This window comes from Bacillus methanolicus (assembly GCF_028888695.1).
Classification (GTDB): Bacteria; Bacillota; Bacilli; order Bacillales; family Cytobacillaceae; genus Bacillus_Z; species Bacillus_Z methanolicus_B.
The window spans coordinates 301,745-317,881 of record NZ_PNFF01000002.1 but is presented as its reverse complement, the minus strand read 5'-3'; the positions used below and the strand labels follow the sequence as shown (position 1 = coordinate 317,881).

General features: G+C 40.7%; 10 protein-coding genes. 4 read left to right on the top strand and 6 right to left on the bottom strand.

The features are described 5' to 3' along the window. Positions 1-75: 75 nt before the first annotated feature. Entirely contained in the window at positions 76-1,080 is a 1,005-nt protein-coding gene (locus C0966_RS13155) for a nuclease-related domain-containing protein (RefSeq protein ID WP_274856834.1), read from the bottom strand. A 652-nt stretch (positions 1,081-1,732) separates the two neighbouring features. On the opposite strand from C0966_RS13155, the gene C0966_RS13150 reads away from it, so the two are divergent. Beyond that, positions 1,733-2,161 (top strand): hypothetical protein, encoded by a 429-nt coding sequence (locus C0966_RS13150; protein WP_274856188.1) that lies wholly within the window; start codon positions 1,733-1,735, stop codon positions 2,159-2,161. A gap of 183 nt (positions 2,162-2,344) precedes the next feature. On the opposite strand, the gene C0966_RS13145 is transcribed toward C0966_RS13150, so the two are convergent. The 4 genes from C0966_RS13145 to C0966_RS13130 form a co-directional block, all read right to left on the bottom strand. Next, positions 2,345-2,503, bottom strand: a complete 159-nt coding sequence (locus C0966_RS13145; protein WP_274856187.1) for a hypothetical protein — start codon at positions 2,501-2,503, stop codon at positions 2,345-2,347. A 131-nt stretch (positions 2,504-2,634) separates the two neighbouring features. Beyond that, complete coding sequence (locus C0966_RS13140) at positions 2,635-5,445, bottom strand: DEAD/DEAH box helicase (protein WP_274856185.1); 2,811 nt, start codon at positions 5,443-5,445, stop codon at positions 2,635-2,637. Then, positions 5,438-7,060 (bottom strand): SWIM zinc finger family protein, encoded by a 1,623-nt coding sequence (locus tag C0966_RS13135; RefSeq protein WP_274856184.1) that lies wholly within the window; start codon positions 7,058-7,060, stop codon positions 5,438-5,440. Before C0966_RS13135 ends, C0966_RS13140 begins: the two co-directional genes overlap by 8 nt. A gap of 341 nt (positions 7,061-7,401) precedes the next feature. After that, complete coding sequence (locus tag C0966_RS13130) at positions 7,402-7,848, bottom strand: C40 family peptidase (RefSeq protein ID WP_274856183.1); 447 nt, start codon at positions 7,846-7,848, stop codon at positions 7,402-7,404. Between the two features lie 462 nt (positions 7,849-8,310). Between C0966_RS13130 and C0966_RS13125 the strand changes: the two genes are divergently transcribed. Beyond that, positions 8,311-10,308, top strand: coding sequence for a penicillin-binding transpeptidase domain-containing protein (locus tag C0966_RS13125; RefSeq protein WP_274856181.1), 1,998 nt, complete (start codon positions 8,311-8,313; stop codon positions 10,306-10,308). Between the two features lie 440 nt (positions 10,309-10,748). Here the strand turns inward: C0966_RS13125 and C0966_RS13120 are convergent, their stop codons facing one another. After that, positions 10,749-11,582, bottom strand: coding sequence for a hypothetical protein (locus C0966_RS13120; RefSeq protein WP_274856180.1), 834 nt, complete (start codon positions 11,580-11,582; stop codon positions 10,749-10,751). A 232-nt stretch (positions 11,583-11,814) separates the two neighbouring features. Between C0966_RS13120 and C0966_RS13115 the strand changes: the two genes are divergently transcribed. Together C0966_RS13115 and C0966_RS13110 are read left to right on the top strand one after the other, a co-directional pair. Beyond that, complete coding sequence (locus C0966_RS13115) at positions 11,815-13,200, top strand: S41 family peptidase (protein ID WP_274856179.1); 1,386 nt, start codon at positions 11,815-11,817, stop codon at positions 13,198-13,200. A gap of 170 nt (positions 13,201-13,370) precedes the next feature. Continuing rightward, complete coding sequence (locus C0966_RS13110) at positions 13,371-15,572, top strand: cell surface protein (protein ID WP_274856178.1); 2,202 nt, start codon at positions 13,371-13,373, stop codon at positions 15,570-15,572. Positions 15,573-16,137 lie beyond the last annotated feature (565 nt).

Sequence of the window (16,137 nt, the reverse complement as noted above, 5' to 3'; positions counted from 1 at the left end):
TAGATTTATGAGCCGTTAATCTGAATTATGAGCCTTCACCAGAGGAAACGAGCCTTTACTTTGATATATGAGCCTTTACCTCATTTTATTAGCCGAACTCGTAATCTCATTTTTGAAATCAAACTGAGGTCTAAAATAGATTCGCCCTTTATTTTCTCCTGAAAATGGCAAGTTCATAGATGAGAGCATTTTTGATGCAGCATGCCTTGATGAGAGATGAAGAAATTCACGAAATTCTTTATTTGTAATAGTAGGGCTAAGAAGCAAAAAGTAATCTTGAATCGCCTGGACATGCGCATCTTTTGATTGATGTGTGCAATGTGGACAATGCCAGTTTCTTTTATAACGTTCCATAGAAAATAATGAGCAATTCGGACATTGGACACCGGTTATTAACTCTTTTTTAGGGATTTGAAAAGTCTGCGTCTCGGGAGGAGTATGACTTTTTAATAAAAGTCGATTCAGTTTTCGCATGTCTTTCGAGCTTAGCTTTCCAGTTGAATAGATTTTTTCAAAGTCATTTATTTTTTCTAAAAGGTTAGGAGAATGAAGAATTCTTCGAGACATTTCAGAGTTTCCATTGAGTGGTTTAATGATCGTTGAAGGATTGCTTATTACAACTAAGTATTCAATGGGGATATTATGAAGGCTATGATCATTCATCCAATGCAACAGTTGAGATCGCTGCCGCCTAACCTGGGCAAGTGGATTTGGAAATCCTTCCTCCTTATCGTTGACAGTCCTGATAAACTGGTTAAAGGTTGGTTCAAAATTGATTGTTCCGAAAAAATTTTTTACCTCTAAAATTAATGCATAATTGGCAGTAAGAATCAACGTATCCATCTGAAAATGTAAAGGGCCATTCGCCAAATGAAGATCATGGTAAATGAAGTAACGATCCTCTGGAAGGAAGTTTAAATAGTAGTCGAGAGATAGTTCTCCCCGATATCCGGCCCACCTTCTTGTAAGCTCCTCTTCAAACTCCGGCCGTCTTGGATGATCATTGGAGAGCCGTCTTAATAAAGCCTCAAGCATCAAAATTTTTATCGGAACAGTCCGCTCCTTGGCGATCAAAGCCATCACTCCTTTTATTTTTGGGCATTTTTCTACAAAAAATGGCAAAATTCCTTCTTTTTTTAAAAAAAATTTGCTAGTTTTATAAGATATAAAGATTTATGAGCTCTTATCGGGGGATATGAGCTTTTAATAATTTTTATGAGCCTTTAATCAAATATATGAGTCTTTAAAAATTTTTTTGCGCCTTCGTGCAAATATATGAGCTTTGATTTCGGTTTATGAGCCTTTATTTAGATATATGAGCCTTCGAGACTTCGTACAAATATATGAGTCTATAATCCAGCTTCATCCGGATCTATGATCCTTTTAAAAAATTTATGAGCCTTCGTGCAAATATATGAGTCCATAATCCAGCTTATGAGCTCTTAATCTGGTATATGAGCTTTTAATCAGTTAAATGAGCTTTTATTTCAATATAGGAGCCGTTATTTTTTAGCTCCCTAAGCTTTTGGAAAGCGACATCTTTTCTCACCCACAACAATTTCAAATAAGATTAACTTAACAGGAAAAGTATTATCGGGGTTTGTGTGCAACATGAAAACGTATAAAAATGTGCGTTTTTTTGCACAATCAAAAAAAATAGGACTTTAGCAGGATTTGTGAGAAATTTGGAGAATTATGTAAGGGAATATATGAAAGGAGAATTGCCAATGAAATGAAGAATTATTTGATCCATTCAGGTGAAAAGGAGGAAAGGTGTCAACTAATTTTTATTGGAGAGGAACATCCGGAATATAATGCAAAAATTGTTCATCCACCTGGATTTTTCGATGCCCTGCAATTAAGCCGCAACTCTTTTCGTACTTCGTATCGTATTTTGCCTCTCCGCACTCAAACAAGGGTGACGGTAAACTTCGTCGAAAATCAACAGTTTAAAGCCGTCCAATTTACTTTTAATATTCACAATCAAAAAATCCTCATCAATGAAAAAGCAGGTAAAATAAGCAGAGCGACAGCCTATAAGCTTCTTTCGTGTTTTTTGATCAAAAACGGTAATAAACTGTTGTATTTAACATTCCCTCCTAGTGACCGTGAAAATGCCGGCAAAGAACCAAATCCCACTTTTTTAATTACCTGCGTTTAATGTTTGCCCGTTGCGGGTAAATTTTTTTTCCTTTTGAGCAGACCAATTTATTTGTTTTGGCAGGAAAAATGCCGATTATTAGATCATGAAATATAAGTCTAACCGCCTATAATACGGATACCAACCGCCAAACTTCGAGTTTTAACCGTCAAAATTTGCATTCTAACCGCCTGAACCCTGTTTTCAACTTTCCGGTTCATGACTTTCACCGCCTAACTCACAGACACCGCCAATATGGATAAAAAAATCAGCCTCCGTATCAGAAGGCTGATCTATTAGCTCCGGATTAAGGTCGAGCGGATGCCCCAACTGACCAAGAACCCCGAGTTCATCTTGAATCAACGACTACCGCCTTACCCCCGCAGATTTTTAACCTAAATGATCAAGCAACCGCAGCCGCCGCCAAGGATCCCGCAAAGTTTTTACCCAAAGTGCAATCCAGGACGAACACTAGGCCGGCAACCGCAAAGTTCTTACCCCAAATAAACCAAATCCCGCAGTTCATTAGTCGAAAGCTCGGTAATCCAGTTTTCGCTTTGGATGATTTGGTCATTTAATGATTGCTTTTTTTCAATCATGGCATCGATTTTTTCCTCTAATGTGCCGGTGCTGATCAATTTGTGTACGTGCACAAACCGTTTTTGGCCGATCCGGTATGCCCTGTCGGTCGCCTGGTTTTCAACTGCCGGATTCCACCAGCGGTCATAATGGATGACATGGTTGGCGGCCGTTAAGTTCAAGCCGGTGCCGCCTGCTTTTAATGACAGCAAAAACACAGGGAATTTGCCGCTCTGGAAGCGTTCAATCATGTCATCGCGTTGTTTTTTCGGCACGCTTCCGTTTAAAAATGGCACATCGATTCCATGTATGTTTTTCAATACAGTGCGGATCATTTCGCCCATTTCAAGATACTGAGTAAAAATTAAACAGCTTTCGCCCTGGTCAAGAACCGCTTCGACTAGTTCATTTAATTTTTCCAGCTTAGAAGAACGTTCGAGCAAGTCCCTTGGTTTTTCCTCTTTCAAGTAAAGAGCAGGGTGGTTGCAAAGCTGCTTCAACTTGCTGAGCATTTGCAAGACAAGACCTTTTCGCTCAAACCCCGTGAGCTTTTCAATTTCTGCAAACGTGTCGCGGACAAGCTGCTCATATAATGACGCTTGTTCAGCTGTTAATGGGCAGTATTCCTTTTGCTCAAGTTTATCAGGCAGATTCAACGCCACTTCTTCATCCTTTTTCGTCCGGCGCAAGAGGAACGGGCGGATCAGCGCTTGCAATTCTTTTATCTTATCCTTCTGGTCGTCCTTTTCAATCGGAATAACAAACCGTTTCTGAAACTGGCCGGCACTGCCAAGATATCCATGGTTGGTAAAATCAAAAATTGACCAAAGCTCGGTTAACCGGTTTTCCATCGGCGTTCCGGTCAAGGCTATATGATGGCGTCCTTTCAAACGCCTTACAGCCCGCGACTGCTTCGTTTGTGCATTTTTTATATTTTGCGCTTCATCGATGGCGATCGTGCTCCATGTCAGCGATTCGATTTCCTCTAAATCGAGATGGGTCAGGCCGTATGACGTTAAAACGACATCCGAGCTAAGAGCTGCCTCTTTAAAAGCTTCTCCTTTAAGCCGCGCCGGGCCGTAATGCAAATACACGTTCAAGCTCGGGGCAAACCGATCGAGTTCTTTTTGCCAGTTTCCAAGAACCGATGTAGGGCACACAATTAAGGAAGGCCCGGCATCTTCGTTTTCTTTCACCGACAGCAAATAGGAAATGAGCTGAACAGTTTTTCCGAGTCCCATATCATCGGCAAGCACGGCTCCAAAACCGAAGCGCCGCAAAAACAAGAGCCAGCTCATGCCGAGCCGCTGGTATGGCCTGAGTTCGCCGTGTAAACCGGCAGGAACTGGCATTTCCGGAATTTCACTGATTTCGGAAAGCTGTCGGACCATTTGCTTCCATTGTTTGTTCAGTTCGATTTGAATCCGGGCAAATGCTTTCGGATTGTCAAGCTCATCTGCCGCATCCTCTTCGGAAGCTATCAGCTCTTGTTCAAGCAGGTCGCGAACGTGCAGGCCTTCTTTTTCCGCTTTTTTCATTAAATCTTGAATTTGGCGGATAAAGTTCGGGTCGAGCTTGATCCAGCGGCCGCGAATATACACGAGCCGCCTTTTATCATCGACAAGCTTGCGGAACTCTTCTTCCGAGAGATCAACGCCGTTCATGGAAAAGCGCCAGTCAAAATCGAGCATAGCCTGTAGCCCGACAGAAGATGGACGGTGGCTTGACGTTCCTTTTACACGGGCTTTTATTTTCAAATTGGCATTTTTCATCGCCTGCCACCAGGAAGGGAGCAGGATCTCAACACCGAGTGCAAGCAGCACTTCACTTGCTTCGGTTAAAAACGTCCATGCCTGATCCTCTGTCAAACGGCGCAGAAGGCCGTTTTCATCTTGCATCCACGAAAACAGCTTGCCCCAGCGGTTTTCCTCGGCAGCAACTTTTTCTAAATACGGTTTCCAGCCGCGCGGAAGCGATGAACCATGATGCGGATCAACGATGACGTCAGGCTTCTTTTTATCCCGCAAAAAGAGATCAAGGCTCCATTCGCCATCTTCATCAGCCGGCTCCTCAAGCCGCAGTCCGATCGTGAATGGAGCAGGATCATCCTTGATGTTCATCCATTCCAGCCACTTTTCCTCATCAAAAAAAGCAGACAAATTTGCTGCAGGCAAGTCTTTATTTTTCAACAATGCCAGCTTTTCGTCAAAAAATGCTCTCTGCTCAGAGTTTCTCGTAAAGTATGCTTCAAGGGAATGGTGGAACCAGGCCCGGATAAAATCATGAACGGATACACCGTTTACAAGCGGCTGTTCCCAAAAAGACGGGTCAAATTCGTTGATGACCCGATCCGGAAGCGCCCACTGAAATCCGTCTTCACCGAGCAATGAAAAATCAGGGCGCCATTCTTTTTCAACAATTGCATCGTAAATGGCCGGTGCCGCCGCAAGGCATATTTGGGCCGTTTCATCCCAGTCCCACTCTATTAGGCGGTTGAATTGTTCTTTCGCGAGCAGCGTCACAAGCTGCCAGCCATTCACAAAAACACCTTCGACTCCATCGACGGTTTCGACATCAAGGAGGGTCCCATAAAAACTTTCTTCATGACGATGAAAAAGAAGGTGTTTCCACTGGGAAGTCTCTATATAGTTTTCGGTTTCGGCGGTGATAAAAAACTGTTCACCTATTGGTGTAATTGCAATCTGTAAAGATCTTGTCTTATACATCGATCAGCTTACCTCTTTTGCATTCTTCTTGAAAGGCGCGAAGCCGTTTTGTTTTTTTCATCAGCTCGGCCATAAACCGTTCAAAATCTTCCAGACGTTTTATTTTCTTATATATCGTACGAAGCTTCTTTAAGTGCCGGACCGCTTCCCGGTAATTTGCCCGGTTTTTCAGTTCAATATTCCGGACAACCGATTGATGGTAGAGGGGAAGAAGGATCTCAGGCTTTTCCTTCTGAACAGTCTTTATTCGGTCTGCCGGCAAATCGCGCACATCAAAACCAATATACGATTGCAATTCCCCCCATTTTTCAAGACGACCATGCCGGAATAAAAAATCTTCATAATCTCCGTAACTGTAAGGAAGGGTTTGAAGAAGAGCGCGTTCATATAAATCATGGCGGCTGCTTTCCACACAAAACGGAGCCAGGACATCGAGAGCCAAGTTAGTAAAATCACGTCGTTTATGGTATCCGAAAAGCTTTTCCATGTACCGGCTCAGCTGCAGAATAAAAAGTTCGACGTACGGTGTCATTCTTTTCCATGCTTTCTGCTCCGTAAGCAATTCCAGCCAGTAGATCAAGTATGGAACAGCATCTCTATCGAACCTTTGCAATTCGGAAATCGCATCTTCATCTTTACGGGCCAACATGTTCAGATGGGCAAGGGCGATCGCAGGCGGAAGGGAGCCGTTTCGTTTCACAAGCTCGGTCAAACTTGAGCGTTCATCTTCACGCCACTTGCTTTGCTTAAAAAGATTCGTCCATAAAACTCTATATAATTGAACCCCTTCGTATTCAATGAACTCAGGAACAAACAGAAGCTTTCCGGTGCTGTCCTTGAGCTTCTCAATAAATTCATCAAAAGCAAACGGCATGGAATGGACAGACAACCGGTAAATCGCCGTCTCTGCATCCTCGATCAAAGAATGGAATAGATGCCGGTAATAACGGTTCACCATTTCATCACTGTGTCCGTATTTTTTGCTCACTTCCGCAAGTTTTAAAAAAGAGAAAACAGAAGAGATCAGTTCGTAAAGAGTTTTCCATTCCCGCTCAACCGGGGTACTTGCTTTTACGCGCTTCATATAGACTTGGAAAAGTTCCAGGACGACATATGGCCTCGGCTCTCCCTTTCCGTTCATGATCGAGTCGAAGCTCTCTTCAAAGGCGCGGATCCAGTTTTCATAGGACAGCACTAATTTTGCATTTCTTTTTAACAGGTCCTTCGCCTTCTGCAGCCCCCATGTCGAAGCAAGAGATTTTTCCTTTATTGGCTGGCGCCATTCTTCAAGCCAGTCAGCAACACTGCCAACATTTGAATAGGCCTGAAAAAATACTGCAAGCTGATGCCGGCAAAATCCTGCCACCGGACAGGAGCAGCCGCTCGCTTCAAGAAAGTTCAAATCAAGCCGGACATCAACGGGCGACACATCCTGAACAGAGGCAAAGACTGCTTCGTCTTCCAGCTTCATTTTATAAACCATCCCTTGGCGATAAAGAATCATGCCTTTTTGCATAATACTCGCATCCTCAGCTGCCTCCGGCCGCAGCATCTTTTGAAAATTCCTGGCCGCAAACTCCAACATTTCTCTATAATGATCAGGAATCGGTGCCATCTGTCAACCTCCCGTAACTCAAGAACCACATTCTTTTATTATACCCGAAAAAACCGGGAAGGAGGAGGGGGGGAGGAAAGACGGAATAGAGTTAAGTTTTTATGGGGAATTTTCAAAAAAACTTTATTATAAAATAACGGCTCATAAAATGAAAAAACAAACCTAACTTGGGTCCAGCACTCATCTCTTTAACGCATTAACGCAGCGCGGGCCAGGCCCTCAACGATTTAACGCGTTAATATTGCGAAGACCTGTTCCTGATTGAAAACCCACTTTTTTCTACATAAATCTCCTAATCTCTCACATAAGAAATAAAAAAATAACCTCCTAACGTTAGGAGGTTACATTCGCTTTGATCCGTGATAGACTTTGCTCCAATATGGATTAGACATGGAGTCTATTCTGACACCTTTTGAACTTGAATGAACAAACTTATTTGAACCTATGTATATTCCTACGTGGGAAGCCCCTTTTTTATTAGTGTTGAAAAATACGAGATCGCCATTTCTTAAATTCTTTTTGGAAACGGCAGTACCTTTTCTATACATTTCACCGGCAGTTCTTGGAAGAGGTTTTCCTGCTTGTTTAAAAGAGTAATAAACTAAACCAGAACAATCAAATCCTGATGGTGAAATTCCGCCCCATTTATAAGGCACTCCCACATATTTTTGGGCGATCGCAGAAGCTTTTACGCTGTAGTTTGTTGCTGCGTATGTATGATTTGTTTCAGAAATTCCGACAAAAAACAGAGTCAAGGTTACCAAAAATGTAATAACAAACTTTTTCATGTTGCACCCCAATATTCCCTAGTAATCTCTTCTCTCTCTATTTGCTGACTGTATTATCTCATAGAAGTAATCTTAGTGAGTTTACAGTTCTATTAAAAAATGTTACTAGAATATTTCAAAATTCGACTTTTTATGTTAATTTGGGATAAATTTAGCGGAAAAGAACAAGAAATGTATAATTTTGTTAAAAATGGGTCTGTCTGATCAGTCCCTAAAATAAAGAAAGTGGAGAAAAACGAGCCGTTTTTCTCCACTTTCTTTTGTATCTGACCTTTGATTATGAGTCAGCCTCTTATTTTCTATAGGGAGAATATAGTTGGAATATAAAGAAAACTATGCGCCAATTGGACGCTGCGTGCTTGGATATATATTTTGAACTAATAAAGTATTTAGAATCTTTGAGATTTCCGCATTGTTCTAATAATAGTAGAATGGTAAATTAATACAGAGGAGGGGAAAAATATGAGGAAAGCCATATATTTATTATTAACGGTATTCATAGTTATTGTGCTGGCAAGCTGCAAAAAAGAGCCAAAGCCAGAAGATCGTTTTGACGAGTATATAAAGCTATGGAACGAACAAAGATTTGATAAAATGTATGAATTTTTATCAGACAAAGTAAAAGAAAAGGTGACAAAGGAAGAATTCACGAGCAGATACGAAAAAATTTATAGAGACCTGGAAATCACCGATATAAAAGTCAAATTTGACAAACCAGAGGAAGGGAGCAAACCGAAAGAAGATGAAATCGAATTTCCTTTTTCGGTGAAGATGAACAGTTTAGCCGGTCCTATCAAATTTGACCATTCTGCGAAGCTTGTAAAAGAAGAACGGGAAGATGAAAAAAATTGGTATGTTGACTGGGATACAACGTTTATCTTTCCAGAACTAAAAGAAGGAGACAAGATCCAAGTATCGGCGATTCCGGCGAAACGCGGCGAAATCCTTGACAGAAATGGAAACGGGTTGGCGGTTAACGGAACAGCCTATGAAATCGGGATTGTTCCGGAAAAAATGGGAGAACATCGAGAAGAAATTATTAATCAAGTGGCTGCTCTTCTTGAAATGGAGCCGGAGAAAATCGATAAATTGTTAAATGCAAGCTGGGTACAGCCAAATTATTTTGTGCCGATAAAGAAAATTTCCAAGGAAGAACGCGAGCTGCTTGAAAAACTGGTTTCAATCCCGTCCGTATTAAAAAAGGATGTAGAGGCAAGGGTATATCCATATAAAGAGTCAGCCGCACATTTAATTGGTTATGTAGGTCCAATTACAGCCGATGAACTTAAAGAACTAGAAGGCAAAGGTTATTCAAGCAATGACATGATTGGAAAAAGAGGGCTTGAACAGGTTCTCGAAGAACAGCTAAAAGGAGAAAACGGCGCAAAAATCACGATAAAGAAAGCGGATGGAACAGAAGTTCTACTTGCAGAAAAAGAGGTAAAGAATGGTGAAAACATTACATTAACAATTGATGCTGAGTTACAGGCTAAAGTGTTTAAGGAAATGAATGGTGAACCAGGTACTGCCTCCGCCATTAATCCAAAAACGGGTGAAACAATGGCTCTCGTCAGCAGTCCGAGCTTTGATCCAAACAAAGCAGCTTTGGGAATGTCATCTAGCCAGTGGAAAGAACTCCAAGATAACAAAAATCAGCCCCTGTTAACGCGGTTCAAGGCGACATATGCCCCTGGTTCGGTCATTAAGCCGCTTGTTGCTGCAATTGGTTTAAAAGAAGGAGCGATTACGCCTGAAAAAACTATAAATGTTAAGGGGAAACAGTGGCAGAAAGAAAACTCGTGGGGAAATTACAAAGTGACAAGGGTAAAAGATCCGAAAGGTCCGGTTAACCTAGAAAAAGCACTCGTTTACTCTGATAACATTTATTTTGCCCAAACGGCACTTGAGCTTGGCAAAGAAAGGTTTACGACAGGATTAAAAATGTTTGGATTTGAAGAAGAAATCCCTTATACTTTCCCAATCGAAAGTTCCAAGCTTGGCGAAATGGATACGGAAATTAAGCTTGCAGACTCCGGATATGGCCAGGGACAAGTGGAAATGAGCATTGTTCACCTTGCTGCTTCCTATACACCGTTTATCAATAAAGGAAACATGATCAAGCCGGTATTGCTTGAAAAGGAAGCCAAAGGTGAAGTCTGGCACGAAAGTATTATAAGCGAAGCCGAGGCAAATCTTATTAGCAGTGATTTACTAAAAGTAGTTGAAGATCCTCAGGGGACCGCCCATACCGCAAAAATAGATGGTTATCCGATTGCAGGTAAAACCGGAACTGCAGAGTTTAAAAAGCATCAGGGAGAAAAAGGAACCGAAAACGGCAGTTTTGTCGCATACAATGCAAACCAACCGGAAATCTTGATTGCAATGATGCTCGAGAACGTTCAAGATAAAGGCGGATCCAAGGCGGCGGTTACAAAAGTGAAGAAGATATTGTCAAAATAAAATTTGAAGGCAGCAAAAGCTGTCTTCTTTTTTTAGGTGAAAGTCGTGATACTGGAATATTTTAAAATACGACTAATTTGTTTTTATTGGTAAATTTTTTCAGGAAATCATTAAGATAATGAAGAATTTTTTGAAAATAAAGGGTCTGACACCCTCCAACAATGTCAATATATAGAATGATTTTATTAATGTTTATCTATATATTGTTTTGGAAAGGTCTGACCCTTTGGTTTTTATACGGTGTCTTATCTTGAAGACTCATCTATCGTGGTGTCTTTCAGGACATGGTTGTTTGAGTCAGCCCCTATTCACTATTAAACGGAAATAACAGAGCAACCCTTTTTTCATAAAAAATGAGGCAGGGTCAGATTCCTTCAATACAGAGCGATCCTTTTTACTAAAAATCCCTCTTGCTGTCCACGCAAGAGGGATAACAGGAATTATTTTTTCAAAGAGAACCAGATTTCGTCAGCGAGGCCGCGCTGCCATACAATCCGAGGTTCATCATTACTATTTACGAGGAATGCTGCCCAGCCTTCGGTTTCTCCTCCTTCATAAATTTCAGATAGATGAGGTTTCGGTGGAACAACTACGGCAAGATCATACACTACGCCATTTTTGCTGACTGCATCAAACCTTCCCGGGTTAACGTCAAATGCATCAAATGTTTTACCTTCAAACTTTATTAGTTTCACTCTGAACTTGGCAAGAACATATTTCTTGCCTGCCGGTGGCGGAGCATTAAACATGTTTGCCTCTTTAATCATTTGCCAAGCTGTATTTCCGTCAGTCACAGCATCTACCATTGTAATTTGATACTGTTTTTGGCCGTCGAGCCAATCGTTCACTTTCACATTCCATACTTCTCCTAATACAGATGGGTTGCCTTTGGATCCATATGGATTGTGGATACATTGAACAGCTCTTAACTTCGTCTGGCTAGGTGTTTCATATTTTACTTTTGTATCGCGATTGATATAATATCCCCCGCCGACGCTTAACATACCCGGCTTAAAAGCGTAAATTCGGTAAAACTCACCTTTTTTTAATGTTCGTGCAAATACTTTTTTCTCCCCGGTTACTTTATAAAGAGGAGTATCTTGTAAGACAGTTAATCGTCCAATTTGGCCGGGCTTCAGTTCCATTCCATCCCACCAAATTTTCTTTACGCCTTTAAATTGATCGCAGAAGTTTAAATCTGCAGCAGAAGTAGTTGGCGTGTATGCTCCTAAGAGCAAAAATAATGATAAAAACAGTCCGACAAACTTCTTCATATGTAATTTTTCCCTCCTTATTAATCTTTGTATCTAGTATAGTATATATTTTTATAATTGGAAATTAAATGTAAGAAATTATTGCTACTTTTCATCTACTTCACGGATTTACTCCCCTTCCTCAAATTTCCCAAATTTGCTTCTTTTAAATTCCTATCATTCTATTTAAAATGTATATAAATCTATTTTTTTACTATAATGTCATTTTCTTAAAAGGCGGAGGATAGCGGCAATGCAGCATTTAAAAAAGTATCTCAGTGTATTACTTGTCTTTCTGTTTGTTACCCAAACAACAACTTATGTCTCAGCAGCTGAACCGATTGATGAAGCCAGGGATATTATTCGCAATTACTATGTAGAAGATGTTCCAGATTGGGTGTTAAATAAGCCGACGATAAAAGAGATTACAAGGTACCTCGATCCTTATTCTGTTTACATGACGGCGGAGGAGTTCAATGAATTTACCAATGCAATTGAAAACCAGTTTGTAGGAATTGGAGTCATGCTGGAGGAAGATCCAAGGGGAGTGAAGATTTTAGCTGTATTTCCGGGAAGTCCTGCTGAGCGGGCCGGAATTCAAACCGGGGATGTTATTACGAACATAAATGGACAATCATTAGCAGGTGAATCGGTTCAAACAGCCATTTCTTCCCTAAGCGGAAAAGAAAACACCTCGGTTACTCTTACATATGTAAGACCTGATACAGGCCAATCTTTTACTCAAACACTTGTCAGGGAAGTTATTCAAATACAAAACGTAGAATATGAGATGCTCGGCGGAAATATTGGTTATGTGCGTTTAAACAGTTTTGCCCTTGATTCAGCTAAAGATATTTCTGCAGCTATTCAAAAACTGAAAGGAGCAAAAGGCTGGATCTTTGATATTCGCGATAATGGCGGAGGCTATGTTTCGGCGGCCCAGGAAGTTGCCGGGTTTTTCCCAAACGTTACGAAAGCTTTTCAACTGCGTGATAAATCAAACAAGCCCCATGTATTTAATGTGATTCCGCAGTCTGCAAAATTTACGTCGCCGGTCCATATTCTAATAAACGCTTATAGTGCCAGTGCATCGGAAATGGTATCAGCTTCTGTAAAAGAACAAAAAGGTGCAATTTTATATGGACAAAACTCATTCGGCAAAGGCTCAATGCAGTCGTTTTTTCCATTAAGTGATGAGAGTGTTTTAAAATTAACGACTGCCAAGTTTTTCTCCCCAAAAGGGGTGCCGGTTCATGAGGTCGGAGTGGCGCCAAATGTCAAAACAGCAGAAGGTGAGGAACTGCTGGCATCCCATCGTGACCAGCTCGTTGCAGCAATTCGCAGCTACAAAAAGCTGCCTGCCCTTCAAAACGTACCTGTCACGAAAACATTTACCATTAAAATGAACATGAAAATGAACTGGACAGGAACAACGGCAAGAGATGTTCAATTAATCCAGCTCGGCGGAAAAGAAGTCCCGGTGGACGTACAATCAATTGATGAGAAAACAATCAAAATCATACCGAAACAGAACCTTCAATCGAAAGAAAAGTACTTGCTCATCGTCCATCCAAAATGGAAAGCAGAAAATACCCGGCAAATGAAACAAGGGATTTATGTAGAAATCAAAGTAATGTAAAGGGTCCGGCCCCTGTGAAAATAGGGGCCGGGCCCTTTTCCAACCTACAGCAAAATTACCAATAAAATCATAATGAAATCCTAATATTTTCAAATTATGATAATAACAGGTCTGGAAACAGATATAATATTTAGCAATTTACTATATTCCTAGAAAAGGTGGAAACAACAGTGGAGAAAAAATTCAGAAAAGCAATGAAAATTGCTGCTGCAACAACCATAGCAGCTACAGCTTATGCAGCCGTAAACCCTGCACAATCAGAAGCGGCATCAACAGCAGAAAACCTTGTATTAAAAGCGGAATCCAACAAAGTTCCGTTAATCCGTGCGATTTCGGTTGATTACAACGCCGACGCTGTTACTCAGCCATGGTCACTTTACAACAAAGCAAAAAAAGATTATACAGCAGCCAAGGCAGCAGTAAACAAGCTTTCCGGCAAGGAAAAAGAACGTTTAAACGCACGCCTTGATACTGTAAAACTATGGATCGACCGTACGGCAACTTACATCGATGCCATCACTTCCGGCAAAAAACTGATCAAAGCTCAAGAAGAAATGGAAAACTATTTGGCAGAAGGAAAAATGGCCGAAGCAACAAAAGCTTACCATGCTCTTTCTTATGAAATTAAGAAACAAGCGGCTTACTTATACCGCGTTTACGGCCAATCAACTCGCCAGGCAATTTTAGAAACATACAAGCTGCCGGCGGAAGAGGCAAAACAAGCAGCGCTTTACCCTGTAAGTATCTATATTGAAATCGGCCGACTGGAAGCCGCGCTGCAAAAAGAAGACTTCGATTCAGCTGAAAAATATGCAGCAAACATTGAAAAGTGGTTCAATCATGTCGAAGATGAAGATCTTCTTGATGTTCTCACTAACTACTATAGTGAAGTGATTGAAAAATATTATCCTGAAATAGAAGAGGTCGCTCTTGTTGAAGGAGTTGAGTTTCCCACCGGATCAACCGAAATTAACGGATTTCAGCTCTTCGCATTTCTTGATGGAGATGGAAACGAGTGGGAGATCGATCCCTATGAATTCGGTTTTAGTGTCCGAGACGACAAAGGGTACTTTAACGAAGATGGAACTCTCAAAGACGCTTATCAAAAAACAGGTTTAACTGCAACCGGTACGGTAAGAATCGAACTGATCGACGATGAAACAAAAGAAGTACTTTTGGCAGCAACAGTAAACATTGTCGACGGAGATCAATATAAAAAAATTTCAAAAGGCAGGCTGACAACTGAAAGCGGGGAAGATGCTTCCTATGCAGTCATCGGGCAAAAATTTCAATTTGACCCGACAGAAGCTGTCACTTTAAATGGCAAAACAGTTGCCGAGGCAGTGGACAAACCACTTACTTTAGCAAATTTCCCAGGCGCGACATTTAAGTCTTCTGATGAAAAAGTATTTGTTGTCAATGCCAGCGGCCAAATTACACCGGTTTCTGCCGGTAAAGCAAACTTAACGGTTACATGGAATGAAGAAGACTATGTCCTTCCGATCGAAGTGAAATCTGCTTCCGCCGTTCAAAGCTTTGACCTTGCCCAAGGAAAAGACAAAGTTTATTTGAACAAAAATACAAGCTTTGATGCTCTTGTGGACGCAGGATACTTCACTGCGAAAGACCAATACGGAGCGGAAGCGGATCTTAAGAACGCTGATGTTCAGCTTTATTCAAACAAAGAGTCTGTCTTCACCGTAAGCGGTGAGAACATCACGTTAACAGGCAAAGAGGGCGATACGGCATCTCTCATTGTAAAAATCAATGGAAATGTTAAATCATTCCCGGTTGTGATTGATACAACAGCTCCTGTGTTAAAAGGAACAACTGACAAAGCAGTAACAAATCAAAATGTTACTTTGACATCTGATACTGCAGATATTGCTTCTGTAGCCGTTAAAAAAGACAACACTGCGATCTTAAACTATCAACTTGGAACTGCTTTAACAGAACAAGGTGTTTACGAAGTGACAGCAACCGACTTTGCCGGAAACAAGCAAACGATCACATTTGAAATTGACAAAACAGCTCCTGCTTTAACTGTTTCAGGAGATGCAGCTTCACCTGTAATCACAGCATCGGAAGCTCTTTACTATAAAAATACGGCAGGCGAACTAGTTGCGATCCAGTCTGCGAATCTGGACCAAACGCAAGCCAATGCCCTGTTTAAATATACAGGCGCCGGAACTTTAAAATCCGTAACTGTAAATGCTGACAACCACACTTGGACATTCGCAACAGAAAACATTGCTGCGAATGATACAGTCGAATATAAAGATCAAGTTCTATACGACAAAGCAGGAAACCGGCTCGCTGAATCTGTAAAAGCTACATTTGACGGAACAAAGTGGAACCTTGTTACTCAATAATCTTTTTCGAAACGCTCCTCATGCAGGGGCGTTACTTTTTATGCAGCAGACAGTTTTACTATTGCAGTATAACTGCACAAAATTGACTGTTAAACGTTAGGTTACGTTATTTCGATAAAACGGATCCTAAAGAGAAGATGTGAACTTACTAAAAGAAAATAATACGTTGTTAAAACTCATTTTATAAGGGTCGATACAATAGGAAAATTGAAGCATCAATAAAAGTAAAATAATGACTATCTATTCCACAAACAATATGTACTGCCATAGTATTCCTTTATTTATAACGATTTTTGGATAAATATAGACACAATATAAAAAGGTGGAATTTTATTAGGTACATAGAATATAATCATAAAGTGCGTGTTTTAAGATAAACTTAGCACTAGAGGAAACAATTACTAATGAAAAAAGCTCAAAAACAACAATAAAACCCTAGAATTTCCTCTAAATATGTATTATTATAGGAAATGTGAGAGCGGTTGGTAATTAAACCAGTTGCTAAGACTCTTACAAGCTATTACTAAAGTTAAGCAGGAAATAGATATACAGTTTGATATTTCCA

Bases quoted from the DNA above. Each gene is read 5' to 3' on its own strand.
- C0966_RS13115 (WP_274856179.1), top strand. From the start codon at position 11,815: ATGCAGCATTTAAAAAAGTATCTCAGTGTATTACTTGTCTTTCTGTTT.
- C0966_RS13125 (WP_274856181.1), top strand. From the start codon at position 8,311: ATGAGGAAAGCCATATATTTATTATTAACGGTATTCATAGTTATTGTG.
- C0966_RS13140 (WP_274856185.1), bottom strand. From the start codon at position 5,445: ATGTATAAGACAAGATCTTTACAGATTGCAATTACACCAATAGGTGAA.
- C0966_RS13155 (WP_274856834.1), bottom strand. From the start codon at position 1,080: ATGGCTTTGATCGCCAAGGAGCGGACTGTTCCGATAAAAATTTTGATG.
- C0966_RS13120 (WP_274856180.1), bottom strand. From the start codon at position 11,582: ATGAAGAAGTTTGTCGGACTGTTTTTATCATTATTTTTGCTCTTAGGA.
- C0966_RS13135 (WP_274856184.1), bottom strand. From the start codon at position 7,060: ATGGCACCGATTCCTGATCATTATAGAGAAATGTTGGAGTTTGCGGCC.
- C0966_RS13150 (WP_274856188.1), top strand. From the start codon at position 1,733: ATGAAGAATTATTTGATCCATTCAGGTGAAAAGGAGGAAAGGTGTCAA.
- C0966_RS13130 (WP_274856183.1), bottom strand. From the start codon at position 7,848: ATGAAAAAGTTTGTTATTACATTTTTGGTAACCTTGACTCTGTTTTTT.